The organism is Pseudomonas serbiensis (assembly GCF_030580745.1).
GTDB classification, from domain to species: domain Bacteria; phylum Pseudomonadota; class Gammaproteobacteria; order Pseudomonadales; family Pseudomonadaceae; genus Aquipseudomonas; species Aquipseudomonas serbiensis.
On record NZ_JAUQOO010000023.1, the window covers coordinates 39,916 to 64,329 of the forward strand.

General features: G+C 58.8%; 24 protein-coding genes and 1 pseudogene. 13 read left to right on the forward strand and 12 right to left on the reverse strand.

Annotation, left to right across the window (positions count from 1 at the left end; translation table 11 throughout):
* Window positions 1–180 precede the first annotated feature (180 nt).
* Window positions 181–1,605 (forward strand): short-chain fatty acid transporter, encoded by a 1,425-nt coding sequence (locus Q6A51_RS23580; protein WP_201020467.1) that lies wholly within the window; start codon window positions 181–183, stop codon window positions 1,603–1,605.
* Here Q6A51_RS23580 and Q6A51_RS23585 read toward each other — a convergent pair.
* From Q6A51_RS23585 to Q6A51_RS23605, 5 genes are all read right to left on the reverse strand, one after another.
* Entirely contained in the window at window positions 1,575–2,075 is a 501-nt protein-coding gene (locus Q6A51_RS23585) for a MarR family winged helix-turn-helix transcriptional regulator (protein WP_201020468.1), read from the reverse strand. The two genes, Q6A51_RS23580 and Q6A51_RS23585, sit on opposite strands and share 31 nt — an antisense overlap.
* Before the next feature lie 104 nt (window positions 2,076–2,179).
* Window positions 2,180–2,506: an antibiotic biosynthesis monooxygenase family protein gene (locus Q6A51_RS23590; protein ID WP_201020469.1), complete on the reverse strand. Its 327-nt coding sequence runs from the start codon at window positions 2,504–2,506 to the stop codon at window positions 2,180–2,182.
* Window positions 2,503–3,237 carry a CTP synthase C-terminal region-related (seleno)protein gene (locus Q6A51_RS23595; RefSeq protein ID WP_201020470.1) on the reverse strand — a complete coding sequence of 245 codons (735 nt, stop codon included), beginning with the start codon at window positions 3,235–3,237 and terminating at the stop codon, window positions 2,503–2,505. Before Q6A51_RS23595 ends, Q6A51_RS23590 begins: the two co-directional genes overlap by 4 nt.
* Window positions 3,238–3,336: 99 nt before the next feature.
* A complete protein-coding gene (locus Q6A51_RS23600; protein ID WP_304575854.1) occupies window positions 3,337–4,269 on the reverse strand; it encodes a 2-hydroxyacid dehydrogenase in 933 nt (310 codons plus the stop codon).
* 18 nt (window positions 4,270–4,287) lie between these two features.
* Window positions 4,288–4,470 carry a hypothetical protein gene (locus tag Q6A51_RS23605; protein ID WP_304575855.1) on the reverse strand — a complete coding sequence of 61 codons (183 nt, stop codon included), beginning with the start codon at window positions 4,468–4,470 and terminating at the stop codon, window positions 4,288–4,290.
* Between the two features lie 32 nt (window positions 4,471–4,502).
* Between Q6A51_RS23605 and Q6A51_RS23610 the strand changes: the two genes are divergently transcribed.
* Together Q6A51_RS23610 and pssA are read left to right on the forward strand one after the other, a co-directional pair.
* The gene (locus tag Q6A51_RS23610; RefSeq protein ID WP_201020472.1) at window positions 4,503–5,657 is read left to right on the forward strand and encodes a glycerophosphodiester phosphodiesterase; all 1,155 of its coding nucleotides are present in this window, start codon (window positions 4,503–4,505) and stop codon (window positions 5,655–5,657) included.
* Window positions 5,658–5,790: 133 nt separating this feature from the next.
* On the forward strand, window positions 5,791–7,134 hold the full coding sequence (pssA, locus tag Q6A51_RS23615; protein ID WP_304575856.1) for a CDP-diacylglycerol--serine O-phosphatidyltransferase: 1,344 nt from the start codon (window positions 5,791–5,793) through the stop codon (window positions 7,132–7,134).
* A 264-nt stretch (window positions 7,135–7,398) separates the two neighbouring features.
* Here the strand turns inward: pssA and Q6A51_RS23620 are convergent, their stop codons facing one another.
* Both Q6A51_RS23620 and Q6A51_RS23625 read right to left on the reverse strand, forming a co-directional pair.
* A complete protein-coding gene (locus tag Q6A51_RS23620; RefSeq protein ID WP_304575857.1) occupies window positions 7,399–8,373 on the reverse strand; it encodes an aldo/keto reductase in 975 nt (324 codons plus the stop codon).
* Window positions 8,374–8,434: 61 nt separating this feature from the next.
* Window positions 8,435–9,013 (reverse strand): annotated as a pseudogene (locus Q6A51_RS23625) (DNA polymerase ligase N-terminal domain-containing protein); the annotation flags it as partial.
* A 403-nt stretch (window positions 9,014–9,416) separates the two neighbouring features.
* Here Q6A51_RS23625 and ssuD point away from each other — a divergent pair.
* Together ssuD and Q6A51_RS23635 are read left to right on the forward strand one after the other, a co-directional pair.
* Window positions 9,417–10,556, forward strand: a complete 1,140-nt coding sequence (ssuD, locus tag Q6A51_RS23630; RefSeq protein WP_201020475.1) for an FMNH2-dependent alkanesulfonate monooxygenase — start codon at window positions 9,417–9,419, stop codon at window positions 10,554–10,556.
* The gene (locus Q6A51_RS23635) at window positions 10,556–11,662 is read left to right on the forward strand and encodes a sigma-54 interaction domain-containing protein (RefSeq protein WP_201020476.1); all 1,107 of its coding nucleotides are present in this window, start codon (window positions 10,556–10,558) and stop codon (window positions 11,660–11,662) included. Before ssuD ends, Q6A51_RS23635 begins: the two co-directional genes overlap by 1 nt.
* Here the strand turns inward: Q6A51_RS23635 and Q6A51_RS23640 are convergent.
* A complete protein-coding gene (locus tag Q6A51_RS23640) occupies window positions 11,651–13,078 on the reverse strand; it encodes an FAD/NAD(P)-binding protein (protein WP_304575858.1) in 1,428 nt (475 codons plus the stop codon). The two genes, Q6A51_RS23635 and Q6A51_RS23640, sit on opposite strands and share 12 nt — an antisense overlap.
* 37 nt (window positions 13,079–13,115) lie before the next feature.
* Window positions 13,116–13,685, reverse strand: a complete 570-nt coding sequence (locus tag Q6A51_RS23645) for a helix-turn-helix domain-containing protein (protein WP_304575859.1) — start codon at window positions 13,683–13,685, stop codon at window positions 13,116–13,118.
* 107 nt (window positions 13,686–13,792) lie between these two features.
* Between Q6A51_RS23645 and Q6A51_RS23650 the strand changes: the two genes are divergently transcribed.
* The 7 genes from Q6A51_RS23650 to Q6A51_RS23680 all read left to right on the forward strand — a co-directional run bounded on the left by Q6A51_RS23650 (window position 13,793) and on the right by Q6A51_RS23680 (window position 20,963).
* On the forward strand, window positions 13,793–14,719 hold the full coding sequence (locus Q6A51_RS23650) for a DMT family transporter (RefSeq protein WP_304575860.1): 927 nt from the start codon (window positions 13,793–13,795) through the stop codon (window positions 14,717–14,719).
* A 135-nt stretch (window positions 14,720–14,854) separates the two neighbouring features.
* The gene (locus Q6A51_RS23655) at window positions 14,855–17,797 is read left to right on the forward strand and encodes a monovalent cation/H+ antiporter subunit A (protein WP_304575861.1); all 2,943 of its coding nucleotides are present in this window, start codon (window positions 14,855–14,857) and stop codon (window positions 17,795–17,797) included.
* Window positions 17,797–18,141: a Na+/H+ antiporter subunit C gene (locus Q6A51_RS23660; RefSeq protein ID WP_007251310.1), complete on the forward strand. Its 345-nt coding sequence runs from the start codon at window positions 17,797–17,799 to the stop codon at window positions 18,139–18,141. The genes Q6A51_RS23655 and Q6A51_RS23660 overlap by 1 nt, the downstream gene beginning before the upstream one ends.
* Entirely contained in the window at window positions 18,138–19,823 is a 1,686-nt protein-coding gene (locus Q6A51_RS23665) for a monovalent cation/H+ antiporter subunit D (protein WP_201006685.1), read from the forward strand. The genes Q6A51_RS23660 and Q6A51_RS23665 overlap by 4 nt, the downstream gene beginning before the upstream one ends.
* A complete protein-coding gene (locus tag Q6A51_RS23670) occupies window positions 19,820–20,311 on the forward strand; it encodes a Na+/H+ antiporter subunit E (RefSeq protein ID WP_201020481.1) in 492 nt (163 codons plus the stop codon). Before Q6A51_RS23665 ends, Q6A51_RS23670 begins: the two co-directional genes overlap by 4 nt.
* Window positions 20,308–20,586, forward strand: coding sequence for a K+/H+ antiporter subunit F (locus Q6A51_RS23675; protein WP_025259419.1), 279 nt, complete (start codon window positions 20,308–20,310; stop codon window positions 20,584–20,586). The genes Q6A51_RS23670 and Q6A51_RS23675 overlap by 4 nt, the downstream gene beginning before the upstream one ends.
* The gene (locus Q6A51_RS23680) at window positions 20,583–20,963 is read left to right on the forward strand and encodes a Na+/H+ antiporter subunit G (RefSeq protein WP_201006689.1); all 381 of its coding nucleotides are present in this window, start codon (window positions 20,583–20,585) and stop codon (window positions 20,961–20,963) included. The genes Q6A51_RS23675 and Q6A51_RS23680 overlap by 4 nt, the downstream gene beginning before the upstream one ends.
* Before the next feature lie 59 nt (window positions 20,964–21,022).
* Here Q6A51_RS23680 and Q6A51_RS23685 read toward each other — a convergent pair whose 3' ends face one another.
* Entirely contained in the window at window positions 21,023–21,490 is a 468-nt protein-coding gene (locus Q6A51_RS23685; protein ID WP_201006691.1) for a hypothetical protein, read from the reverse strand.
* A gap of 364 nt (window positions 21,491–21,854) precedes the next feature.
* Between Q6A51_RS23685 and Q6A51_RS23690 the strand changes: the two genes are divergently transcribed.
* Window positions 21,855–22,091: a DUF2789 domain-containing protein gene (locus Q6A51_RS23690; protein WP_201006693.1), complete on the forward strand. Its 237-nt coding sequence runs from the start codon at window positions 21,855–21,857 to the stop codon at window positions 22,089–22,091.
* Between the two features lie 10 nt (window positions 22,092–22,101).
* Here the strand turns inward: Q6A51_RS23690 and Q6A51_RS23695 are convergent, their stop codons facing one another.
* Together Q6A51_RS23695 and Q6A51_RS23700 are read right to left on the reverse strand one after the other, a co-directional pair.
* On the reverse strand, window positions 22,102–23,583 hold the full coding sequence (locus Q6A51_RS23695) for a T6SS phospholipase effector Tle1-like catalytic domain-containing protein (protein WP_304575862.1): 1,482 nt from the start codon (window positions 23,581–23,583) through the stop codon (window positions 22,102–22,104).
* Window positions 23,584–23,912: 329 nt separating this feature from the next.
* The gene (locus Q6A51_RS23700) at window positions 23,913–24,317 is read right to left on the reverse strand and encodes a TraR/DksA family transcriptional regulator (protein ID WP_025259414.1); all 405 of its coding nucleotides are present in this window, start codon (window positions 24,315–24,317) and stop codon (window positions 23,913–23,915) included.
* Between the last annotated feature and the right edge of the window lie 97 nt (window positions 24,318–24,414).

Sequence of the window (24,414 nt, forward strand, 5' to 3'; positions counted from 1 at the left end):
CCAATGAATTCCCGCCGAGGGTTTCAGGTAGAAAAACGGGCAAGGTCGGCAAGGCCTTGTCCATGACAGGATTTGCTAGCCTTGAGCGTGGAGGCTCGCTGGCGATCCGACTGGCCTGGATGCCCGTACGACAAATCAGAGAGCCCTCCTCCCATAACAATAATCAGAGGTACTCTCCACGTGGCCACTCATATAGAAGAAAGCCGCTCCGCCCGCTTTGCCCTGCGCTGTGCCGCCTGGGCCGAGCGCTGGTTCCCCGACTCCTGGGTCTTTGCCGCACTGGCGGTAGCCATCGTCACTCTTGCGACACTGGCCATCGGCGCCAGGCCGGCCGAAGCGGCCAAGGCGTTCGGTGACGGTTTCTGGAGCCTGATTCCCTTCACCATGCAGATGGCTTTCGTGGTCATTGGTGGCTATGTGGTCGCCAGTTCACCGCCTGCGGTACGTCTGATAGACCGGCTTGCACGTATCCCGAAAAACGGCCGCTCCGCCGTGGCCTGGGTGGCACTGATTTCCATGCTGGCTTCGTTGCTGAACTGGGGACTTTCGCTGGTGTTCGGCGGGTTGCTGGTGCGTGCCCTCGCCCGTCGCACCGACCTGCGCATGGACTATCGCGCCGCTGGCGCTGCGGCTTATCTCGGGCTCGGCGCAGTCTGGGCACTTGGCCTCTCGTCATCGGCGGCACAGTTGCAGGCCAACCCTGGCAGCCTGCCGCCGTCGATTCTGGCGATCACTGGCGTGATCCCCTTCACCGAGACTATTTTCCTCTGGCAGTCAGGCGTCATGCTCGCAGCACTGGTGGTCATTTCACTGATCGTCGCCTATGCCACGGCGCCCGGCCCGAATACCGCCAAGGATGCCAAGGCCTGTGGCGTTGACCCGGCCTTCAATCTGCCGCCCTTGCCACCACGCTCACGGCCCGGCGAATGGCTGGAATACAGCCCGCTGCTGATCATACTGATGGTTTTGCTGGGTGCAGGCTGGCTGTTCAACGAGTTCTCGACCAAGCCTGCAATTACCGCGATTTCAGGGCTGAACACCTACAATTTCCTGTTCATCATGCTCGGCGCACTCCTGCACTGGCGCCCGCGCAGCTTTCTGGATGCCGTAACCCGCGCAGTGCCAACCACCACGGGCGTGCTGATCCAGTTCCCGCTCTATGGCTCGATCGCCGCATTGCTGACCACCGTCAAAGGCAGCGATGCCCAGACCCTGGCGCACTATATCTCGACCTTTTTCACCAGCATTGCCACCCACGACACCTATGCCGTACTGATGGGCATCTACTCAGCGGTGCTGGGATTCTTCATTCCGTCGGGGGGCGGCAAGTGGATCATCGAGGCACCCTATGTGATGCAGGTCGCCAATGAACTGCAGTATCACCTTGGCTGGGCCGTGCAGATCTACAATGCGGCCGAAGCCCTCCCCAACCTGATCAACCCGTTCTACATGCTGCCACTGCTGGGTGTGCTGGGGTTGAAAGCTCGCGACCTGATAGGCTTCTCGTTCGTGCAATTACTGGTGCATACGCCGCTGGTGCTGGTCTTGCTGTGGGCGCTCGGCACAACGCTGACCTATATCCCGCCGATGATGCCGTCACCATAATCGGCCACCGGAACCAGGCCCAGCAACTGGCGCAACTCATGAGCGCGCTCTGTCCCCAGAGCCGTCTCATAGCAACGCTGGGCCTCTTCCCACAAGGCCTGGGACTCAAGCAGTTTATCCACGCCGCTCTGGGTCAGGCGCACCCGGCGGCTGCGCCTGTCGTCGGGGTCCACCTCAACGGCGACAAACCCTTCACGCTCCAGTGGCTTGAGATTCTGGGCCAGGGCCGAACGGTCCAACACCAACAACATGGCCAGTTCAGTCATGCTCAGGGCCTGATTACGGGCGATCTGCATCAGGATCGAGCGTTGCGTCGAACGCAGGCCGCAAGGCGCCATGATCGCGTCATACAACTGGCAGATACGCCGACTCGCCCGGCGCAGGCTGGTGGCATGACAGATCACCTGAGCCGGGATCTGCAAGCCTTCGGGGATACGCAACACGGCAGGCTGGACCGTTTTCTCGTTCATGAGGGCTCCACACAAAAGCGGCTTTGTGGCTGAAAGAACGCAATGCTGGCATATCCCCGCAGATTCAGACAGAGCCAGAGGGCTGAATCATTGTTTCAGTTTATCTATGCCTCGAAAGCATAGTCCCGCTCGACCTTGCAAACTCTGGTGGTACAGGCCTGATACCAGTGAGCGCGTCCCAGCTCTCGCACCTGTGCATGTTCGATGTGCTGCTTCCACGCCAGGATCGCTTGCTCATCGGTCCAGTAGGAAACGGTAATACCCAAGCCGTCTTCGCCGCGTGTCGACTCCACCCCCAGAAAACCCGGTTGCTCCCTGGCCAGCTCGACCATCCTGTGGGCGGCCACTTCATACTCATGGGCTCCTTGCAGCGTGCGCAGCGACGTGAAGATCACCGCGTAATAAGGTGTTGGAAAGCGGGCGGCGATCATGGGCATGCTCCTTCTACGCGATGGGCACAGGCTCGAACGAAAGTTGTAACCAGCGCGGGAACCACGCCCTGCAAGGCAGCCCGCTCCGGCTGGAACAGCGTGGCGACAAAAAACGGATGGCCTTGCAGCTCGATACTGCGGATATCCCCTTCAGGTCCGCGGCCACTGACCTTCAGCGTATCGCCAAACATTGAGGTTGCCAGTTCAGGGCGCAAGCCATAGCTGCATCGATAGCGTTCAGCGATTTCAGACACACCGTAAGCCTTGGCGATCAACGAATCAGGTACGAGATGAATGGGAGCCGTGGCCTCAACCAACGAACAACTCAAAGGCGTAATGATGGCGTGAGGTGAATCCGGTGAGGTTTCGCCATGCTCGGCATCCTGCCAGCCCAGGTGATTGCGTGCATATTCGATCAAGGCATGCTGAAATCCGCCACAGGTGCCCAGAAAAGGTATCTGCCGCTCACGCGCAAAACGGATAGCATTCAACGCGCCCTGCATATCCCGATAAGGACTGGCGGGTACGCACCAGATACCGTCGAAACCGGCGAGGATTTCGCCCTCACCGATCCCCGGTGTCGGCAGCCATTGATGTTGCACCTGAACACTGACAACCTCGGCCACCATGTTCAGCGCCAAAGGAATTGCCTGATGCGCTGGCACTTCTGCATCGAAATCCCCCACCAGACCGATTCGTAGCGTCTTGCCTTTCCCGTCCAGCATGTCCATCTCCCCCCATGTAATGTTGGGGGGACTATAGGCGTGCCTGAGCGCAATCAGAATTGGCACTCAGGCAAGTATTCATTGCCTGAGTGCATATTCAACTCCTCAGGCATGAACAGGCGTCAGAACCGGCTGCCCCGAGAAAAACGCCAGCAGGTTCTTGTTGACCATCAAGACCATATCCTTCGATGCCTCGGGGGACAAACCGCCGACATGGGGCGTCAGCACGACGTTATCCAGAGCCTTGAAGACATCCGGCACGTGCGGCTCGTCATCGAAAACATCCAGGCCTGCACCGGCGATCCGGCGCTGTTGCAAGGCCTCGACCAATGCTTGCGTATCGACGACGCTGGCCCGGGCTATGTTCACGAGATAGCCCTGCGGCCCCAGCGCATCGAGAACCTGAGCATCGATCAAATGCAGCGTGCCATTGCCGCCCGGTGTCGAAATGATCAGGAAGTCCGAAGCGGCCGCCAGTTCGAGAACAGTCGCATACCACAGGTAATCCACATCATTGCGCGCGTTACGGTTGTGATACTGGATAGACATGTCGAATGCCTGAGCCCGCCTGGCAATGGCCAGCCCGACCGCTCCGAGCCCTACAATCCCCAGGCGCTTGCCGGCAAATGACGGGCACGTGACCTTGCGCCACTCACTGCGCCGCACAGATGCATCGTTCTGAGGGATATCACGCACGATCGACAGCAACAGCGCCATCGTATGGTCAGCCACGGTCGGCGCATTGACCCCGGCGCCATTGGTCACGGTAATGCCGCGTGCCTGGGCAGCCGCAAGGTCGACCTTCTCATAACCGGCACCCGACACACAGATGATCCGCAAATGAGGCAGCGCGTCCATTTCCTCGGCAAACAGCCCCAGAGGACCGCGGGTCATTACAGCGGAAATTTCATGGCCATGCTCAGCAATGGCCTCGGCACGCAAAGCGGCCGTGGGCGCACGGATCAAGCGAAAACCGCTGCTCTCCAGAATCGGCAAATATTCATTAACGCTCTCGACCAGTACCAGTACCGTCGTCATGCACTTTTCCTTAACGGGTCATGAAAAGGCTGACAGTAACGCGACTTGGGAAGATTGGGCAGAGGAGATGCTCTGTGTAGTCTTAAAAATCAATTCATGCAGGAAAAGATCTGAGGTTGCCAGCGTTGGCTCATACGCGATTTGAATCGTCATCCCATTTCCTGTAAATGCTGTTAATGCTTCACGCTGTGGCTTCGTCATGACCCTTCATGCAAATAAGGAACAATCAGATCATGCAAGGATTTTCCCTATTCCCGTCTCACAAAAAACCTTTGAACCGTTTGTTGGCAACCGCACTTATGGCGGGTGTGATGCTGTCGGCAGGTACGGCATCGGCAGCCGATGCTCCGGGCAAGGTGATAAGTGAGAAGAACGGTTTGCCCTGGCCTGCGGTCATTGCGCACCGCGGGGCGTCGTACGATGCGCCGGAAGAAACCATCCCGGCCTACACCCTGGCACGGGATCTGGGCGCGGACTATCTGGAAATGGACCTTCAGCGCACCAAGGACGGGGTATTGATTGCCCTGCATGACGACACACTCGACCGCACCACCAATATCGCCCAGGTCTATCCGAAACGCAGCAAGGACCCGGTCAGCAGCTTCACATTGGCTGAACTCAAGGAACTGGATGCCGGCACCTGGTTCAACAAGGCCTATCCGTCACGCGCCCGCGACAGTTACGCGGGCCTGCAAATCCTGACCCTGGATGAAGTGATCGATATCGCCGAAGGTGGCGCGAACAAACCGGGCCTGTATATCGAAACCAAAGTCCCTGCCCAGTTTCCGGGCATCGAAGCCGACCTGAAGAAAGCCCTGGCCAAGCGCGGCTGGCTCAGCCCGCGTCCGGCAGCGGCGGCAGGTCATGTGAATGTCGCCCAGACACCGGGGCGCGTAGTGTTGCAGACCTTCGACAAATCCAGCCTGGTACTGCTGCAAAAGGAAATGCCCAAGGTTCCCAAAGTGCTGCTGCTCTGGATTGGTGAAGGCTCGATAGAGCCCAAATCCAACGTGCCTTTCAAGGACTCGGGCTTCAAGGACAAGGCCAGCTATTACGCCGCACAGGAAATCAAATCCCAGGAAGAATTCGTGGCCTGGATCGACTGGGCCAAGGCCCATGGTGCCATCGGTACGGGCCCATCCTCGCAGCTCACCGATGGCGGCGACCAGAGCTACATGGATCTGGTCAAGCCATGGATGAACAACGTCACCCACGACAAAGGCATGGTGGTTCATCCCTATACCGTGGATGAAGCGGTGGACTTCAAGCAGATCAGCGCTGCGGGGGCCGATGGCTTCTTTACCAACCGCACCACGGAACTCCTGAAGTTCTATGGCCGTCCTGCCAAAGACAGCATCGATGCGATTCTCAAGCGTAACGGCTACTGATCGAATCACAGACTGCGCCACTCAATGATGTCTGAACATTACAAACAGACATCATTGAGAAAGACTTCAACGGCGACCTTGTGTCGACTCTGGTGTAAGCTCGTGCGCTGCTGGTTATCCCATCGAGAGGCTTATGCAGTCCAACTTCCGACGCTCGTCCCTGGCAGCGCTTCGCGGTTTTGCCTTGTCCGGCGATGCCATCACCATCGTTCCTTCTGCCGCTGACTATCGACGCTGCCTGCTGGAGAAGATCGCTTCTGCCACCCGGCGTATCTACATCATCGCCCTGTATCTGCAACAGGACGAAGCCGGCCAGGAAATCCTCGACGCTCTGTATGCCGCCAAGGCCGCACGCCCCGAGCTGGACGTCGTGGTGCTGGTCGACTGGTTTCGCGCACAACGGGGCCTGATCGGAGCGGGTCGCCAGGCAGGAAACTCGGCCTGGTATCAGGCGCAGAATCTGGAATACGACGAGGAAGTCCCGATCCATGGCGTGCCGGTGCAGACCCGTGAACTGTTCGGTGTGTTACACCTCAAGGGCAGCGTGATCGACGACTGCGTCATCTACAGTGGCGCCAGCATCAATAACGTCTATCTGCACAAACTCGACAAATACCGTCTGGATCGTTATCACCTGATCCAGAACAAACAACTGGCCGACAGCTTCGTGGACATGGTGCAGCGTGAAATCCTGCCTTCACCTGCCGTTCACCGCCTGGACCTGCAATCACCTCCCGACTCCCGCAGCTTGCGTGGCGAAATCAGGGCTTTTCGCAGCAACCTGAAACGTGCCGCCTACGAAACCAGTGCAGGCGACAAGGAAAACGGCGAGCTGCGCATCATGCCTCTGCTGGGCGTCGGCCCGCGTAATCCGCTCAACCGGGCCATTTGCGACCTGATCGCCGCCAGCAAGACACAACTGACGATCTGCACGCCTTACTTCAACATGCCGGTGGCGGTGACCCGGGAAATCAATCGCGCTCTCAAGCGTGGAGTGAAAGTCGACATCATCATCGGCGACAAGACCGCCAACGACTTCTTCATCCCTCCAGAAGAACCCTTCAAGGTCATCTCAGCCCTGCCCTATCTGTATGAAATCAGCCTGCGCCGTTTTGCCCAGAAGCATAAGAAGGCCATCGCCCAGCACCGGTTGAACCTGCATCTGTGGAAGCATGGCGATAACACGTTCCACCTGAAGGGTGTATGGGTGGATGATCGCTATACCTTGCTGACCGGCAACAACCTCAACCCTCGCGCCTTCAACCTGGACCTGGAAAACGGCCTGCTGATCGATGACCCGAAAGGCCAATGGATCGAAGCGCGAGCAGAAGAGATTCAACAGCTGATGCAAAATACCCAGCGGGTCGGCCAGTACGACGAGCTGGATACCTTGGCCCATTACCCTGAAGGCGTGAGCAAGTTCCTGCGCAGGGTCAGCCGGGTCAGGATCGAGCGTTTGCTGTACCGGATTCTGTAAGTAGCGGCTTTCACGACTGAAGTCGCTCTCAACAGACACAAACGCAACATCATGAATTAAAACGCTTTTCTGTAGGAGCGTGCTTATCCTGGGCGGCACTCCGACGATCGGCTGCGTAGCCGTCGTAGATTTTGCGAGCGCTGCGCACTCGATCGCGGACAAGTCCGCTCCTACATCGCCCTCTGTTTACTGCGCGACAGCGCGGTGCCAAGGCGGAGGGTGATCTCCTACAGAATTCGTAGGAGCGAATTCATTCGCGAATCGTCAGCCCACCAACGCAATCAACTGCTGCCTCTGCGCATCGGTCAGCATCGGGCCGAATCCCGCCCCGGCATTCTCGGCCATATAGCGCGGGTTGCCGGTGCCGGGAATCACGCAGGTCACTGCGGGGTTGGCCAGCAGGAACTTGAGCGCCAGTTGCGGCCAGCTGTTCACTTCCACCTGTGCGGCCCATGCAGGCAAAGGCTTTTCCTTGAGCCGCGAGAGCAGACCGCCGCCACCGAACGGTCGGTTGCAGATCACCGCCACTCCACGTTCCCGGCACAGCGGTAGCAATCGCTTCTCGGCAGCACGATCATCCAGCGCATAGTTGATCTGCAGAAAATCCAGCGGCTCGGCCTTGAGTACAGCCTCCACTTCGTCATAAGCCGACGAGGTGTAATGGCTGATCCCTATGTAACGAATACGCCCTTGCTCCTTCCATTCTCGCAAGGTCGGCAGATGCGTTCTCCAGTCCACCAGATTGTGGATCTGCATCAGGTCGATGCGTCCGGTCTGCAACAACCTGAAAGACTCCTCCATCTGAGCAATGCCTTCCTTGCGTCCGCGAGTCCAGACCTTGGTCGCCAGAAAAGCTGGCGAGCGCGGTTCGTGAATGGACAACAGCTCGCCCGTCGTCTGCTCGGCACGGCCATACATGGGCGAGCTATCGATGACGCTGCCTCCCGCCGTAAACAGTGCATCGAGCACGGCACGCAGTTGCTTGTAGGCAGGGCTTGAGGTCGCAACATCGAAACCACGATAAGTGCCCAACCCGACCACGGGAATGGGTTCGTTACTGGAGGGAATCGTTCGGGTCAGCATAGTCTTGCCTTCCTGGGTCAGCTTCGAGGGTGAAGACGGAGAGGGAATGGTCGGCGGCTTATCGCCCGCGGCGGCGGTATCGAACGCCATCGCTGCTGCGGTACCGGCAGCCAGAGTGAGCAGCCGTCTGCGAGTGAATCCGGTCGATGAGTTCATGGCGTTCTCCTGGTGCATCCACATCTTCTGCGTGATGCGCTGCCTGTTTTAGCTATCAATGACGTTCCTTGCCCACTTGCGCGCCACTGATAACGCTGTACGGTTGCTCGCGAGTGATGTCGTACTCGGCAATCGGTCGGGCAATGGCGTCCTTTTCCTTGATCAGCAGCCATTGCTCCTTGTCACCACTGCCTTTGAAGCGCATGCGGACCAGAGCCCAGTCTCCTGTCAGCTTTTCCCCTGTCAGGGTGAACTTGAGCTTGCCTTGCCGGTAGGCCTCTTGCGGATCGCCATGGGGTTGCCAGATGCCACGATCCCAGACAATCACGTCCCCACCACCATATTGTCCCTTGGGAATAGTGCCCTCGAAGCTGGCGTAGCCCAGCGGGTGATCCTCCACATGAACTGCCAGACGTTTTTGCGTCGGATCCAGGCTAGGCCCTTTGGGGACAGCCCAGCTTTTGAGAGTGCCATCAAGTTCCAGACGGAAATCGTAATGCAGGTTGCGCGCATCATGTTTCTGGATCACGAAACTCAACGCCCGGGTGCGCGCCTTGCCTTTCTTCTGCAAATCCTGCGCAGGCTCGGAGGTGATTTCAAAGTTGCGCTTGCGGGTGTACTCGCTGACAGGCTTGGCCATGATCAGTTATCTCCAGACCACTCAGGAAGCTTCGCAGGCTTTTCAGGTCGTCGCTGCCTGGCCGTTTTGTCTGGCAACCGGAAATTGCCTTGGGTAGCCGGTGCTCTTGCCATTGCCTGTCTCCCGTTGCTTGTCGTTAAAAGTGACAGGGCTGCGCAGGCAAAAGTTTCGACTCAGTGACGGGCGTTGCAAGTCCGGGAAAACAGAGTGTCTGCCGCTGCCGATGCACGAAATCAACACCTATATTCATTCTGATTATAAAAATATTGTTTTCCGTTCTTTTACGGAATAAATCGCAGCCTTTATAACTGGCACCACTCCCATGCTGTGAGCCAACTGTCTGCGAGGCAACAGTAGGTGCTGTTCAGCTATCAACACTGCCTGATCTTCCCAAGGAATTGTCATGAACGTTTTCTGGTTTCTTCCCACCCACGGCGATGGTCATTTTCTGGGTACGACCAAAGGCGCGCGCCCGGTCACGCTCAACTATCTGAAGCAGGTGGCCCAGGCCGCCGATGACCTGGGCTACTACGGTGTGTTGATTCCTACCGGCCGCTCCTGCGAAGACTCCTGGGTCATCGCTTCGGCGCTGGTGCCGCTGACGGAGCGTCTGAGATTTCTGGTGGCGATTCGTCCGGGAATCATTTCTCCGACGGTTTCGGCGCGTATGGCCGCGACGCTGGACCGACTCTCTGGTGGCCGCCTGCTGATCAACGTGGTCACCGGTGGCGATCCGGATGAAAACCGTGGCGATGGCAGCTTCCTCGATCACAGCGAACGCTATGAAGTCAGCGATGAGTTCCTGCAAATCTGGCGTCGTGTGCTGCAAGGCGAATCCGTGGATTTCGAGGGCAAGCATCTGCGCGTGCAGAACGCCAAGGCGCTGTACCCGCCGATCCAGCAACCTTACCCGCCGCTGTACTTCGGTGGTTCTTCCGACGCCGCCCATGATCTGGCCGCCGATCAGGTGGATGTCTATCTGACCTGGGGCGAACCGCCGGCCGCCGTGGCTGAAAAACTGGCCGATGTCCGCGAACGAGCTGCACGCAAGGGCCGCACCGTCAAGTTCGGCATCCGCCTGCATGTGATCGTGCGCGAAACCAGCGAAGAAGCCTGGAAAGCCGCCAGCACCCTGATCGAACATATCAGCGACGAAACCATCGCCGCCGCACAGAAATCGTTTTCCCGTTTCGACTCCGAAGGACAACGCCGCATGGCTGCCCTGCATGACGGACGCCGGGACAATCTGGAAATCGCGCCTAACCTGTGGGCCGGTGTCGGCCTGGTGCGTGGCGGTGCCGGTACGGCACTGGTGGGCAACCCGCAGGAAGTCGCGGAGCGCATCAAGGAATACGCGGACCTGGGCATCGAGAGCTTTATCTTCTCCGGCTACCCGCATCTGGAAGAAGCCTATCGTTTTGCCGAGCTGGTTTTCCCGCTGCTGCCCGAGCCTTACGCCAGCCTGGCGGGACGCGGCATTACCAACCTTACCGGCCCCTTTGGCGAAATGATCGCCAATGATCTGCCACCGCAGGCCAAGTGATGTCTGTGCAACTGCTGACCTTGCCGCCCTCGCCGGCTCTGGCGACCTCGATCCGGGCCACGGCTCAGGTTTTCGAGGACCCGAAATCCCGGGACTTGCTGGCACACGTGCAGCAAGTGGCGCCCAGCGATGCCAGTGTGCTGATCATCGGGGAAACCGGTACCGGCAAGGAACTGGTTGCGCGGCATCTTCACGAACTCAGTAACCGTCGCGACAAACCTTTCGTGGCGGTCAACTGCGGAGCCTTCTCCGAGTCCTTGATCGAGGCCGAGCTGTTCGGCCATGAGAAAGGTGCTTTTACCGGTGCCTTGAGCGCCAAGTCCGGATGGTTTGAAGAGGCCGATGGCGGCACGCTGTTTCTGGATGAAATCGGCGATCTGTCCATGCCGCTTCAGGTCAAGTTGCTGCGCGTGCTGCAGGAACGTGAAGTGGTGCGCCTGGGTTCGCGCAAGAGCATTCCCATCAATGTGCGAGTGTTGGCCGCTACCAACGTACAACTGGAGAAAGCCATCAATGCCGGGCATTTCCGGGAGGATCTGTATTACCGGCTGGACGTGGTCAATCTGGAGTTGAGCCCGTTGCGCGAGCGGCCGGGCGATATTCTGCCGCTGGCCCGGCACTTCATCGATATCTATAGCCAGCGCTTGAACTACGGCCCGGTGCGCATCAGCCCCGAAGCCGAGCTGAAGCTCAAGAGCTACAGTTGGCCGGGCAATATTCGTGAGCTGGAAAACGTTATCCATCACACCTTGCTGGTCTGCCGTAACGGCATTATCCAGCACGAAGACCTGCGCCTGTCGAACCTGAGGATCGAGCGTCAGGAAGAGACGTCAAGGAGCGAGGAATCGACTGAAGAACTGCTCATGCGCGCTTTTCAAAAGCTGTTTGAAGAACAGGCCGGCGCCCTGCACGAAAAAGTCGAAGATGCGCTGCTAAGAGCGGCCTACCGCTTCTGCCATCACAATCAGGTGCATACCGCCAACCTGCTGGGCCTGACCCGCAATGTCACACGGGCGCACTTGATCCGCATCGGCGAACTGGCCGTCAACAAGCGCCGCCCCGGTGAAAACCTGCAAGGCGAGCAGATGCTGCACCTATCGGTCTGAAGCCTGGGCGGTCAAACGCAAGGCCAGTGCCTTGGCCTGGATCGCCACGTCAGTGACCGCAGTACTTTCCCACCACATGCCCCGCAACGGCGGGCCCATGGCAAACAGACGCGGTGAAAAATGCCCTTGGGCATCACACACCGCGCCATCGGTATCGGCAGCAATCCCCAACGCCAGCGGCCCCGGCTGAATCAAGCCACGGGCCAGCAATTGCCGTGGCAAGGGACGGTCGACCCGACGCCAGTCGTATTCGATCCCGGTGGAGTTGATCAGGGCATCTCCCGACACCAGCGATGACTGGCTCTGGCCTCGGTGCCGGACCTGAATCTGTACCTGACCCGAAGGCTGGGTCTGCACGCCTTGCAACGAAGCGGCCTCAATGATCAATCGTCCCTGATGCACCAATTCAGCCAACAAGGCTGCGCTCGGCGGTGGCGAGCGATGGTGATGGCTTTCCCACCATGGCCGCACATGCCTGACGAACTGCCGACGCTGGCGGTCGGTGGCCTGATTCCACAATCTGCCGATATTGGCGCGTACCGTATCCAGCGGTGCCTGCCAGTCAATACCGCTTTCGATGGCCAGCTCACACTGCTCACGCACCTTGCGCAGCAACTGCCGGGTACTGCGAATGCTGTGATCCTGACCGAGAAAGTCTGGCCACTCCGGTGGCTGGCGACGCACATGGGGCAACAGGCCGTGGCGGGAAAACACCTTGATCGGGCCGCGATGCCCGGCCTGCTGCAAGGACACCAGCGCATCGACCATGGTGAGCCCGGAACCGATGATCAACACCGTGGCCTGAGGATCGAGCTGGCGCATGGTCTCGACATTCCATGGATCAAGCCCTGCAGCATTCAAACCACTGGACTGGCGTTGTGGCGTGCGCGCAGCGGCGTACATGCCCGTGGCCAACACCGCAAAACGAGCCTGCAATTCTGCGCCATCGGCCAGGGTGACGGTCACGCCGGACTCATCCGAAAGCAGGTCGACCACTTCTGTGTGAACATGCTCGACACTGGAGCCGTAGGCTTGCCCCACCGCCTGAGCCTCACGCAAACGCTGCTGCACATACAACCCGAACACACCTCGCGGCGGAAACAGCACCGGCACCGGAACCGACTGCTGCTGCGCCTCAGGCCAGCCGCCATCGGCCAGGTAGCGAGTCAGCCAGTGAGTCAGATCGTCGGGGTTATCGGGGTCGGCACTCATGCGGGCAGCGTTGCCATTGAGGGTATGCCCGGGCTCGGTGGCGCTGTAGGCCTCTCCCCTGCCCAGTTCGGTTCGAGGCTCGACGATCAGGATCCGCCGCATGCCGGGCTGACGCAGCAACTGGACCGCCAGCATGCTGCCACTCAAGCCTCCACCGATAATCAGGACATCGGCTATTGCAGGCTGGGTCTTGTCATCGCGCATCGAACATTGCCTCGGGCTGGTTGTATGAGGTCTGGATTTACAACACTACATTGCGAACAAAACGCAGGGTGACTTCACCCTCGTTACGATAACTGTGGGGCTGATTGCTGGGGAACATGAAGAACTCACCGGGCCCCACCTGATGCTGCCTGTCAGGCTCGGCAAAGCCAATGGTCAGATGCCCTTCCACGACATAGACCTGCTCGCTCCAACCTTCAGGGTCAGCCTCCGATGCGTAGATATCGCCGGGTGCCAGGCTGAACTCCCATAGCTCGACCTCACGCCGGGCAAGCGCCTTGGCCAATAACACCGCCTTGCTGCCGGGCAGGGTTCCGGCCCAGGCCAGTTCGTTGATACGGCTGTGATCCGCCAGCTCGGGAGCCTGGATCAAGTCACTGAACGCGACCTCCAATGCCTCGGCCACACGGTCCAGAGTCGCAAGGCTGACGTTTTTCTCACCCGCCTCTATAGCCACCAGCATGCGGCGACTGACGCCGGACTTTTCCGCCAGAGCGCTCTGACTCAGCCCTGCCGTATTTCGCAGGCGGCGAACATTGTGGCTGACATGCTGCAGCACGGGCGCACGTTGGGAGTTTTCTTTGTGCACGATATTGCTCATTCGGACCCTTTGCGCATTATACTGCCCATCTTTTTGCGACGCATTGTGTGTCGCGTACCCCATAGCATGCAAGGCCTCAAGGCCTGGAAACCGTCATGAACACCATTAGCCGCATACCGCGCGTCAGCAAAGCAGAAGCGGTATTGATCCTGATTACTGTCCTGTGGGGCGGCACATTCCTGATGGTCCAGCATGCGCTCACCGTCAGCGGCCCGATGTTTTTCGTGGGGCTGCGCTTTGCTGCGGCGGCCGCCATCGTAGCGCTGTTCTCCATGAAAATAATGCGCGACCTGACCTTGCTTGAACTCAAGGCAGGCGTGTTCATCGGCACATCGATCATGCTCGGCTACGGGTTACAGACCATCGGCCTGCAGACCATTCCCAGCAGCCAGTCGGCATTCATCACCGCATTGTATGTCCCCTGCGTGCCGTTACTGCAATGGCTGATACTCGGACGCCGCCCCGGCCTGATGCCCAGCCTGGGAATTGCCCTGGCCTTTACCGGGCTGATCTTGCTGTCAGGGCCGGAAGGCGCATCGCTGCAATTCAGTCCCGGCGAGATTGCGACCATCATCAGCGCTGTGGCGATTTCTGCCGAGATCATCCTGATCGGTGCCTATGCCGGCAAGGTCGATGTGCGACGGGTCACCGTCGTGCAACTGGCAACCGCCTCGATACTGGCATTCCTGATGATCGTCCCTACCGGCGAAAGCCTGCCGGGCTTCTCCTGGCTACTGGTCATCAGCGCCGTAGGCCTGGGTGCGATGAGCGCAATCATTCAGGTTGCCATGAACTGGGCACAGAAAAGCGTCTCCCCGACCCGCGCCACCGTGATCTACGCCGGCGAACCGGTCTGGGCCGGCATTGCCGGACGGTTGGCGGGCGAACGTTTGCCGGGTATCGCACTGCTGGGCGCGGCACTGATCGTGGCTGGCGTGATCGTCAGTGAAATGAAAGCGCGGGCCAAGGTTCAGGAGCAGGAAGTGGATCAGGAAGAAGGCGTACGGAAGCTGGATCAATAACCTCCGATTCCACGCCCTGTCAGGCTCTCAGGTTTAAAACAGACACTTCTTGTAGGAAATTCCCGTAACCATGGGTTTGGAGATGCGACGTCTGGCACGTATGATGCTTGACATTTCCCTGCAGATTAGAAGCCTATGTCTCTGATAGTTCTACTGCTTCTGCCTTTCATCGGCAGCTGTCTGGCGGCTTTTTTGCCGCACAACGCACGCAACGCTGAATCCCTGCTCGCTGGCGTGATCGCCCTGATCGGTGCCGTGCAGGTTGCGTTGTGGTTCCCGCAGATCGCCGACGGCGGTGTGATTCGTGAAGAATATTTCTGGCTGCCCAGCCTGGGACTGAATGTCGTCCTGCGCATGGACGGGTTTGCCTGGATGTTTTCAATGATGGTGCTGGGCATTGGCACGCTGGTGTCTTTGTATGCGCGCTATTACATGTCACCGGACGATCCTGTTCCGCGCTTTTTTGCGTTTTTCCTGGCCTTCATGGGGGCGATGCTCGGGCTGGTGATCTCCGGCAACCTGATCCAGATCGTGTTTTTCTGGGAACTGACCAGCGTCTTTTCCTTCTTGCTGATCGGCTACTGGCACCACCGCACCGACGCCCGGCGCGGGGCCTATATGGCGCTGATGGTCACGGGTGCCGGCGGGCTGGCGTTGCTGGTCGGTGTCCTGATGCTGGGCCATGTGGTGGGCAGTTATGATCTGGACCGCGTGCTGGCCTCCGGAGACGCGATCCGTGCTCATGCGCTGTACCCGGTGCTATTGACCCTGATCCTGATCGGCGCGCTGAGCAAAAGCGCGCAGTTTCCGTTCCATTTCTGGCTGCCCCACGCCATGGCGGCACCGACGCCGGTCTCGGCTTATCTGCACTCGGCAACCATGGTCAAGGCCGGGGTGTTTCTGCTTGCCCGCCTGTGGCCTTCGTTGTCCGGCACCGAACAGTGGTTCTGGATCGTCAGCGGGGCCGGGGCCTGCACTCTGGTCCTCGGGGCCTACGCGGCGATTTTCCAGAATGACCTGAAAGGTCTGCTGGCCTACTCGACCATCAGCCATCTGGGCCTGATCACCTTGCTGCTGGGCCTCAATAGCCCGCTGGCGGCTGTCGCGGCGGTGTTCCACATCCTCAACCACGCCACCTTCAAGGCCTCATTGTTCATGGCCGCGGGGATCATCGACCATGAAAGCGGGACACGGGATATCCGGCGCCTCAGCGGGCTGATCAAGCTGATTCCCTACACCGCGACCCTGGCCATGGTGGCCAGTGCCTCCATGGCTGGAGTGCCGCTGCTCAACGGCTTCCTGTCCAAGGAAATGTTCTTTGCCGAAACCGTGTTCATTTCCGCCACAGCCTGGGTGGAAATGGCGCTGCCAATCGTCGCCACGCTTGCCGGGACCTTCAGCGTCGCCTATTCCCTGCGCTTTACGGTAGATGTGTTTTTCGGCCCGGCGGCAAAAGACCTTCCCCTGCTGCCCCACGAACCGCCTCGCTGGATGCGCGCACCGGTGGAACTGCTGGTGATGACCTGTCTGGTGGTCGGTATTTTCCCGGCCCAATCGGTTGCGCCTCTGCTGGCTGCTGCCGCTCAACCGGTGGTGGGCGGTACGCTGCCCGAGTACAGCCTGGCGATCTGGCACGGCTGGAACGCACCAATGATCATGAGCCTGATCGCCATGGCCGGAGGGATTATCCTGTATCTGCTGCTGCGCAAGTCGTTCCGCCAGGAACGCTTTGTCGGCCCGCCACTGGTATCGCGCCTCAACGGCAAGCTGTTTTTCGAGCGCTGCCAGGTGATTCTGATGCATTGGGCTCGCCGTTTTGAGCGTCAGGTAAGCACCCGTCGCTTGCAGCCCCAATTGTTCCTGCTGGTCCTGACGGCGGCCGTGTTTGGCTTTATCCCGATGTATTTCAGCGGCCTGACCTGGGGCGACCGGCCTAAGATTCCGGGCTCTGGAGTGTTTGTCACGTTATGGCTGATCGCGATTGCCTGCGCCCTCGGGGCCGCATGGCAAGGCAAGTATCACCGTCTGGCCGCCTTGATCATGGTCAGCGTGTGCGGCCTGATGACCTGTATCACCTTTGTCTGGTTCTCGGCCCCGGATCTGGCGCTGACCCAGCTTGTGGTCGAAGTGGTCACCACCGTGCTGATCCTGCTGGGTCTGCGCTGGCTGCCACGACGTAACGAAGATGTTGCTCCACCCGTCAGCACGCGCCTCAGCGCCCGCACCCGGCGCATTCGTGACTTGACGCTGTCCGCGCTGGTGGGTGTCGGCATGGCCTTGCTGTCCTATGCCATGCTGACCCGCCAGACGCCCAACACGATTTCTTCGTTCTACCTCAGCCGGGCCTTGCCCGAAGGTGGCGGCACCAACGTGGTCAACGTGATGCTGGTGGACTTCCGGGGCTTCGACACCTTCGGCGAGATCACGGTTCTGGCTGCCGTGGCCCTGACGGTATTCGCCTTGCTGCGTCGCTTCCGTCCGCCGAAGGAAAGTATCGCCCTGCCCGCCCAGCAGCGTCTGCTGGCCCGCGATGTGGTCACGGATCTGATCAACCCGCGCAGCGCGAGCGATACAGCCCTGGGTTTCATGATGGTGCCTGCGGTGCTGGTGCGTCTGTTGCTGCCTGTCGCGTTCATGGTCTCGATGTACTTGTTCATGCGCGGTCACAACCAGCCGGGCGGCGGATTCGTCGCCGGTCTGGTGATGTCGGTGGCGTTCATCCTGCAATACATGGTTGCCGGAACCCAGTGGGTCGAGGCTCAGATGAGTCTGCGCCCTCTGCGCTGGATGGGCACAGGCCTGCTGTGCGCCATCACTACCGGGCTGGTTTCCATGGCGTTGGGTTATCCGTTCATGACCACCCATACCGCCCACCTGGACTTGCCGATACTGGGTGATATCCATTTCGCCAGCGCCTTGTTCTTCGATGTAGGCGTCTATGCCGTCGTAGTGGGTTCGACCCTGCTGATCCTCACCGCTCTGGCTCACCAGTCGGTGCGCAGCCATCGGCCGACTCAATTGCCGAAACCGATTGCCAGCCCTGCTGGCGAATCCGCGACTACACAAGGAGCCGTCTGATGGAAGAAGTCATCGCAGTCGCCATTGGCGTTCTCGCTGCATCCGGTGTCTGGCTGATCCTGCGCCCGCGTACCTTCCAGGTGGTGATGGGGTTGTGCCTGCTGTCCTATGGCGTGAACCTGTTCATTTTCAGCATGGGCAGCCTGTTCATCGGCAAGGAGCCCATCATCAAGGACGGCATTCCTCAGGATCTGCTCAATTACACCGACCCCTTGCCTCAGGCACTGGTACTGACCGCAATCGTCATCAGCTTTGCCATGACCGCGCTGTTTCTGGTCGTGCTGCTGGCGTCCCGCGGGCTGACCGGGACTGACCATGTGGATGGCAGGGAGCCCAAGGCATGAACTGGATGAACCAACTGATCGTTGCCCCCATCCTGCTGCCACTGATGACCGCCGGGCTGATGCTCTGGCTGGGCGAAAAGCACCGGCCACTCAAGGGCCGTATCAACCTGCTGTCGAGCATGCTGGGGCTGGGGATTTCCATCACCTTGCTGTTGTGGGTCCAGCAAAGCGGCACCATGGGTTCGATCGGGGTTTACCTGCCGGGCAACTGGGAGGTGCCGTTCGGTATCGTGCTGGTGGTGGATCACCTGTCGGCAATGATGCTGGTGCTGACCGGCATCATTGCCGTGTGTGCCTTGCTGTTCGCGCTGGCACGCTGGGACCGGGCAGGAGCCAGTTTCCACGCCTTGTTCCAGATTCAGTTGATGGGCCTGTATGGCGCCTTCCTGACGGCGGATCTGTTCAACCTGTTCGTGTTCTTCGAGGTGCTGCTGGCGGCGTCCTATGGCTTGATGCTGCACGGTTCCGGGCGCGCCCGGGTGTCGGCGGGCCTGCATTACATCTCGATCAACCTGCTGGCCTCGTCGCTGTTCCTGATTGGCGCCGCACTGATCTACGGCGTGACCGGCACCCTGAATCTGGCGGATCTGGCGATCAAGATCCCGCAGGTGCCGGAATCCGACCTTGGCCTGCTGCATGCAGGCGCGGCAATCCTGGCCACCGCCTTCCTGGCCAAGGCCGGCATGTGGCCACTGAACTTCTGGCTGGTGCCTGCCTACTCGGCGGCCAGTGCGCCGGTTGCGGCCATGTTCGCAATCATGACCAAGGTCGGCATCTACACCCTGCTGCGCCTGTGGACGCTGCTGTTTTCCGAACAGGCCGGGCCTTCGGCATTCTTCGGCGGTGACTGGCTGATCTACGGCGGCATTGCAACCATCGTCACCGCAGCAGTGGCAATCATCGCCGCCCAACGCCTGGAGCGTATGGCCAGCCTGAGCATTCTGGTTTCGGCCGGCATCCTGCTCGCTGCCATCGGCTTCGCCCAGCCCAGCCTGACGGCTGGCGCGCTGTTCTATCTGGTCAGCTCGACCCTGGCGCTGAGTGCGATGTTCCTGCTGGGTGAGCTGATCGAGCGCTCGCGTTCATCCAATGAAATCGCGCTTGAGGATGATGCAGACCAGTTGCCACGCAATATGGAATCGCTGAACCCGCCACGGGGCACCAATCTGGATGACGAACAGAAAGCCGTGGTCGGCCAGGTCATCCCCATGACCATGGCCTTTCTGGGCCTGAGCTTCGTGGCCTGCGCTCTGCTGATTATCGGCATGCCGCCACTTTCGGGGTTCATCGGCAAGCTGACCCTGCTCAGCGCCCTGCTCAATCCATTGGGGCTGGATGTGGCAAAGGACGAGGCGATATCCACTCAAAGCTGGATATTCATCAGCTTGCTGATCTTCTCGGGCCTGGCTTCGCTGATTGCCTTTTCCCGCCTAGGCATCCAGCGTTTCTGGACTCCGCTGGAAACGCCTTCGCCCTTGCTGCGCCGCAATGAATGCCTGCCCATCGTGATTCTGCTGGGCCTGTGCATTGCGTTGACGATCAAGGCTGAACCACTGCTGCGCTATACACAGGACACAGCAGCGGCCCTGCATAATCCCACGCAGTATGTGCAATCGGTCATGGCGACACGTCCGGTGCCAGGCCCGGTCAGCACACAAGCCGTCTCGCAGGTGCAACCATGACAAAGTACTTTTTCCCCGCCCCGTGGTTTTCCCTGGCGCTCTGGGTGCTGTGGCTGGTGCTGAATCTGTCGATCAGCCCCGGCACCGTGCTGCTGGGGGCCGTATTCGGGTTCCTGGCTCCGCTGCTCATGGCGCCTCTGCGACCGACTCCGGTACGCATTCGCAAACCCGGCACGATCCTGAAGTTTTTCCTGCGGGTGGGCTACGACACAGTAATCTCGAACCTGCAGATATTCATGTCGGTCTGGAACCTGAAACGCCGCCCGCCACGCTCGGCGTTCGTCAAGGTGCCATTGGACCTGCGCGACCCCAGCGGCCTTGCCGCACTGGCGATGGTCACGACTGTGGTGCCCGGCACCGTCTGGTCTGAACTGGCGCTGGACCGCAGCATTCTGCTGATGCATGTGTTCGATCTGGAAGATGAAGCTCAATTCATCGAGCACTTCAAGACAGCTTATGAGCGTCCCTTGATGGAGATTTTCGAATGACTGCACTGCTCGACAATGCCATTCTGCTCAGCCTGCTCATCTTTGCCCTGGCGATGGTGATTACCCTGATTCGTCTGTTCAGGGGGCCGTCGGCACAGGATCGCGTACTGGCTCTGGATTACCTGTACGTCATTGCCATGCTGATGATGCTGGTGCTGGGCATACGCTATGCCAGCGACACCTATTTCGAGGCAGCCCTGCTGATCGCCCTGTTCGGTTTCGTCGGCTCCTTTGCCCTGGCCAAATTCCTGTTGCGCGGAGAGGTGATCGAATGAATTCGCTACAGACCCTTCCCTTCTGGGTGCAGGTCATTACCTCGTTACTGCTGGTTACCAGCAGTGTGTTCGCCTTGACCGGCGCCTTGGGCCTGTTGCGCCTGAAGACCTTTTTTCAGCGTATGCACCCACCGGCCCTGGCCTCCACGCTGGGAGCCTGGCTCGTTGCACTGGCTTCGATCATTTATTTCTCGGCACTGAAATCAGGACCGGTGATTCACGCCTGGCTGATTCCAGTCCTGTTGTCGATCACCGTGCCGGTCACCACGCTGCTGCTGGCCCGTACCGGACTGTTCCGCAAGCGCATGGCGGGGGATAACGATGTTCCGCCGGAAGTCAGTGGCGATCGTCCCGCACGAGACTCAGTGGAAAACTGAAACGTCATTGATCACTTCGCGGGCGGCCCTGCTCGCGAAGACTCACACCCAGGCTTTCGTCACTCGCTGGCCTTGAAGGTCAGCTCACCCTTGCGCCACTTGGCAGCCTTGCCGATGGCCGCTTTCAGGGGCTTGCTCAAACCACCCTGCAATTGTTCATTGGCCGCAAAGACCATGAACACGCCATGACCTTCCTTGAAGACAATCCCGTGGCCTTCGGGAATATCGACATAGGCGTAATCGCCCAGCCCGTAGACGGTGAATTTGATATCACGGAACTTCAATTCGAACTTTCCACCCTCACGACTGGGCAGGACCGAGGCGCGAAAATGGTCGCCCACCTTGAGTTCAAGGCGCGGCTTGTCATCGACTACCAGCGCTGTTTCGGTATCGATTTCAGACATGTAGATGCCATCGGGCGACTGCTCGGTGACATAGACAAAACGTGACTGGAACTGCTTGACCAACTGCGCACGTAGATCACCGAGCACAAACAGAGAATGGGTATCCAGGTTACTTACAGCCAATGTACAAATCCTCGAACATGAAAATAAAGCTGCCTGACAAAGCCAGGACAGTCAAAAAATAAGCATCCATACAAGCCGCTGGAGCGGCTGAAATACCTGCTGACACGCACTGAAACTGCGAGCGATGATTCCATGGTCGCCACCCTGCCGGGCAGGCTGGAGGCGGATTCTACCGACAGACAACGCCAGCGGCATATATACCTTTTGTACAGAGAGATATCAGGGGCAGGAAAAGTGGCGCCATTGGGCACGCGAGACAGAACATTAGCATCTGTCGCAGGATCAATAAAAGGTTCGTCGAACTCTTGTCCATCCTCGGCACTCCGATGAAGGACAAAGCCCCCTCTGTAGCCAAGGAGATGACATGGAACTGCCAACCCACTCGCTGCCCAACCTGTTCTCCCAACTGGGCCTCGACTCGGATGAGGATAGCATCCAGAACTTCATTGCCAACCACTCGCTGCCTGACAACGTGAAACTGATCGACGCCGAATTCTGGACACCCCAACAGGCCCGATTCCTGAAGGAAGAGCTTCGCGAAGATGCCGACTGGGCTCCTGTGGTCGACGAACTGAATGTGTTGCTGCACAAGAGCCCATGACACCTGCACGTCAATGCCGGTATCCAGCCTGATTCGTATTGGGATACCGGACACGCCCTCCCGGCTCTGGCGCATGCACGAATACGGCATCACTGAAGCTGCCGACCCGGCCTATGATCGCATTCCAGTGAGCCGAGTGATGAATGTAGCGCCAGCGCAGCAGGCGCTCTTCCTGCTCGTCCAGGGTATAGGCACCGCCGCGGGCATAGCTGATCAACTTGCGGCAGACACCTTCGAGTTCAGGAGCGAGTCGCAACTCTGCGGTGTCGGGAACCGGCTCGAACGGCACGCCTTCGTCGCAGGCCAGCGCATGCATGACCCGCAGATAAACCCGCGACAAATGCCCGAACACCTGGCGACGTAAACAGGCAGCAGCCACCACCGTCTTGAGCCCGAAAGCGGCAGTATGCGCACGACCATAGGTTTCGCAACACTCCACCTGCAACGAGGCCTGGCGGTCCAGAGGGTCGATCCACTGTCCGGCATCCAGCGCCTGCAAGTCTTGCTGCGCCTGTAACCAGGCAGTGCTCGACTCACAGGAGGTGTCCTGGCAGAGCATGCTCATGCGAGGCCGGGTCAACAGCAGTTTTTCTTCCATCTGTGGATGATAACCACCGCCAATATCGGCATGGGCTCCCGGCAGCACGATCTCCCGGCTCCAGTCAGGGACGATGCTGTTGAGCGCAAAGTTGCGTCGTGACTCATCACGCGCGACCAGATGCAGTACCTGCTGGGCACAGCCCGGTGGCAAATACAGATTGACCCGGTTGCTGGCAGAGTCGCGGGCATTGTAGAAATCCCGGAAGCTGCCAATGGCGGCCACTGTATCGAACAGGCCGATAACCTTGAGCCTCACACTGCCACTCTCCCAGCCGAAATCCGCACTCAAGGGGACCTTGCGACTTGCCAGGACCGGCTCAAGCGCCCCCTGAGCCTGCTTCAGGACCTCGTTGATGAAATGCCGGGCCGAGGCCGCGCCGCGACTGAAACCGAAGATATCCAGTTCAAGGGCTTCAATGACACAACCGGGATTATCGAGCGTAAACGCCTTGAGACGGGAACCAAGCTTTTTGATTGCATGCTCGGCCTTGGCGGTAACGCCTGTCGTACCACGGCCAAAACTTTGCCCCGGCCAAAGAGAATCACCGGCTCCGGAAGTTGTTCCCGCGCCACTGATATAAACGGGCCAATAAGCTTTCAACCCCTGCCCATCGTTCCTGGCCACATATTGATGGCGATAAAGTGCAACCAGGCGGGCGATATTACTCAGATCGTTGCTATAACTGCTATTGGGGTCGGTGTGCCTGCCCGAACATTCGACAATGTGTTTATGGGCATTGACCTCCATCATGGCCCGACAGTCAGCCCCTATCTGGCTATTGACGCGATTATTGCCTGTACCATCGAAGAAAAGGCCTGCACGCACCGTAACACGTAGCACTGCCGTGTCAGAAACCGCAGCCCCCTTATTAACCGTCCATGTATTTTTCATCTTCCATCCATCCGTAGAAAACAACCATTTCGTATGACTGCCATTTAATGATTTTCAATACAATTGATTAAATAGCTTGCTCAGCAACACGAAACAGTCAAGCAACGGAGAGATTTACAGAGCGATCCTACAAACTGGATCAGTACTACTCTAAATAAACAATAAATAAATACCGCAACAAACAAGAAAAACAAAATCTACAAAATAAACATAGAAGTTTTAAACCACTGATCAACTCTCTTTCGTGATCCTCATAAATTACAGGCGCAAGAAAACCGGGAGGCTAAAATAGCCTCCCGGTCTGGTGACACCTCACTCCAGCCTGTGAATCAGGCCTGGCGCTGGTGCTTGTCGATCTGCTCGTGGCGCTCTTGCGCCTCGATGCAATATTTGGTCGTCGGGCTGATCAGCAGGCGCTTGAGGCCAATAGGCTCGCCGCTGTCGTCGCACCAGCCAAAGGTGTCATCGGCAATGCGCGACAAGGCCATTTCCAGCTGGGGCAGCATACGCTGATCGCGGTCGATGACATTGACCAGCCAATGACGCTCTTCTTCTACCGAAGCAGCATCGGCAGGGTCGGCCGGGGTGTCCAGGCTCTCGATAGCAATGCGGCTTTGCTCGATACGCTCATGGATTTCAACCTTCATGGCCTGCAACAGCTCGACGAAGAAAGCATGCTGTTCAGCATTCATGTAGTCATCGGCCGGCATGGCCAGCAACTTTTCCTTTGTCATTTATTTCTCTATAAAAAAACGTGCATTGAGGAGCGGCTCAACGTTGCCGTAAAAGCGCCATGATCTCCAAGCGCCACCAGGCACTCAATTTACGAGG

Bases quoted from the DNA above. Each gene is read 5' to 3' on its own strand.
- Q6A51_RS23585 (WP_201020468.1), bottom strand. From the start codon at position 2,075: ATGAACGAGAAAACGGTCCAGCCTGCCGTGTTGCGTATCCCCGAAGGC.
- Q6A51_RS23590 (WP_201020469.1), bottom strand. From the start codon at position 2,506: ATGATCGCCGCCCGCTTTCCAACACCTTATTACGCGGTGATCTTCACG.
- Q6A51_RS23595 (WP_201020470.1), bottom strand. From the start codon at position 3,237: ATGGACATGCTGGACGGGAAAGGCAAGACGCTACGAATCGGTCTGGTG.
- Q6A51_RS23600 (WP_304575854.1), bottom strand. From the start codon at position 4,269: ATGACGACGGTACTGGTACTGGTCGAGAGCGTTAATGAATATTTGCCG.
- Q6A51_RS23605 (WP_304575855.1), bottom strand. From the start codon at position 4,470: ATGACGAAGCCACAGCGTGAAGCATTAACAGCATTTACAGGAAATGGG.
- Q6A51_RS23610 (WP_201020472.1), top strand. From the start codon at position 4,503: ATGCAAGGATTTTCCCTATTCCCGTCTCACAAAAAACCTTTGAACCGT.
- pssA (WP_304575856.1), top strand. From the start codon at position 5,791: ATGCAGTCCAACTTCCGACGCTCGTCCCTGGCAGCGCTTCGCGGTTTT.
- Q6A51_RS23620 (WP_304575857.1), bottom strand. From the start codon at position 8,373: ATGAACTCATCGACCGGATTCACTCGCAGACGGCTGCTCACTCTGGCT.
- ssuD (WP_201020475.1), top strand. From the start codon at position 9,417: ATGAACGTTTTCTGGTTTCTTCCCACCCACGGCGATGGTCATTTTCTG.
- Q6A51_RS23635 (WP_201020476.1), top strand. From the start codon at position 10,556: ATGTCTGTGCAACTGCTGACCTTGCCGCCCTCGCCGGCTCTGGCGACC.
- Q6A51_RS23640 (WP_304575858.1), bottom strand. From the start codon at position 13,078: ATGCGCGATGACAAGACCCAGCCTGCAATAGCCGATGTCCTGATTATC.
- Q6A51_RS23650 (WP_304575860.1), top strand. From the start codon at position 13,793: ATGAACACCATTAGCCGCATACCGCGCGTCAGCAAAGCAGAAGCGGTA.
- Q6A51_RS23655 (WP_304575861.1), top strand. From the start codon at position 14,855: ATGTCTCTGATAGTTCTACTGCTTCTGCCTTTCATCGGCAGCTGTCTG.
- Q6A51_RS23660 (WP_007251310.1), top strand. From the start codon at position 17,797: ATGGAAGAAGTCATCGCAGTCGCCATTGGCGTTCTCGCTGCATCCGGT.
- Q6A51_RS23665 (WP_201006685.1), top strand. From the start codon at position 18,138: ATGAACTGGATGAACCAACTGATCGTTGCCCCCATCCTGCTGCCACTG.
- Q6A51_RS23670 (WP_201020481.1), top strand. From the start codon at position 19,820: ATGACAAAGTACTTTTTCCCCGCCCCGTGGTTTTCCCTGGCGCTCTGG.
- Q6A51_RS23675 (WP_025259419.1), top strand. From the start codon at position 20,308: ATGACTGCACTGCTCGACAATGCCATTCTGCTCAGCCTGCTCATCTTT.
- Q6A51_RS23680 (WP_201006689.1), top strand. From the start codon at position 20,583: ATGAATTCGCTACAGACCCTTCCCTTCTGGGTGCAGGTCATTACCTCG.
- Q6A51_RS23690 (WP_201006693.1), top strand. From the start codon at position 21,855: ATGGAACTGCCAACCCACTCGCTGCCCAACCTGTTCTCCCAACTGGGC.
- Q6A51_RS23695 (WP_304575862.1), bottom strand. From the start codon at position 23,583: ATGAAAAATACATGGACGGTTAATAAGGGGGCTGCGGTTTCTGACACG.
- Q6A51_RS23700 (WP_025259414.1), bottom strand. From the start codon at position 24,317: ATGACAAAGGAAAAGTTGCTGGCCATGCCGGCCGATGACTACATGAAT.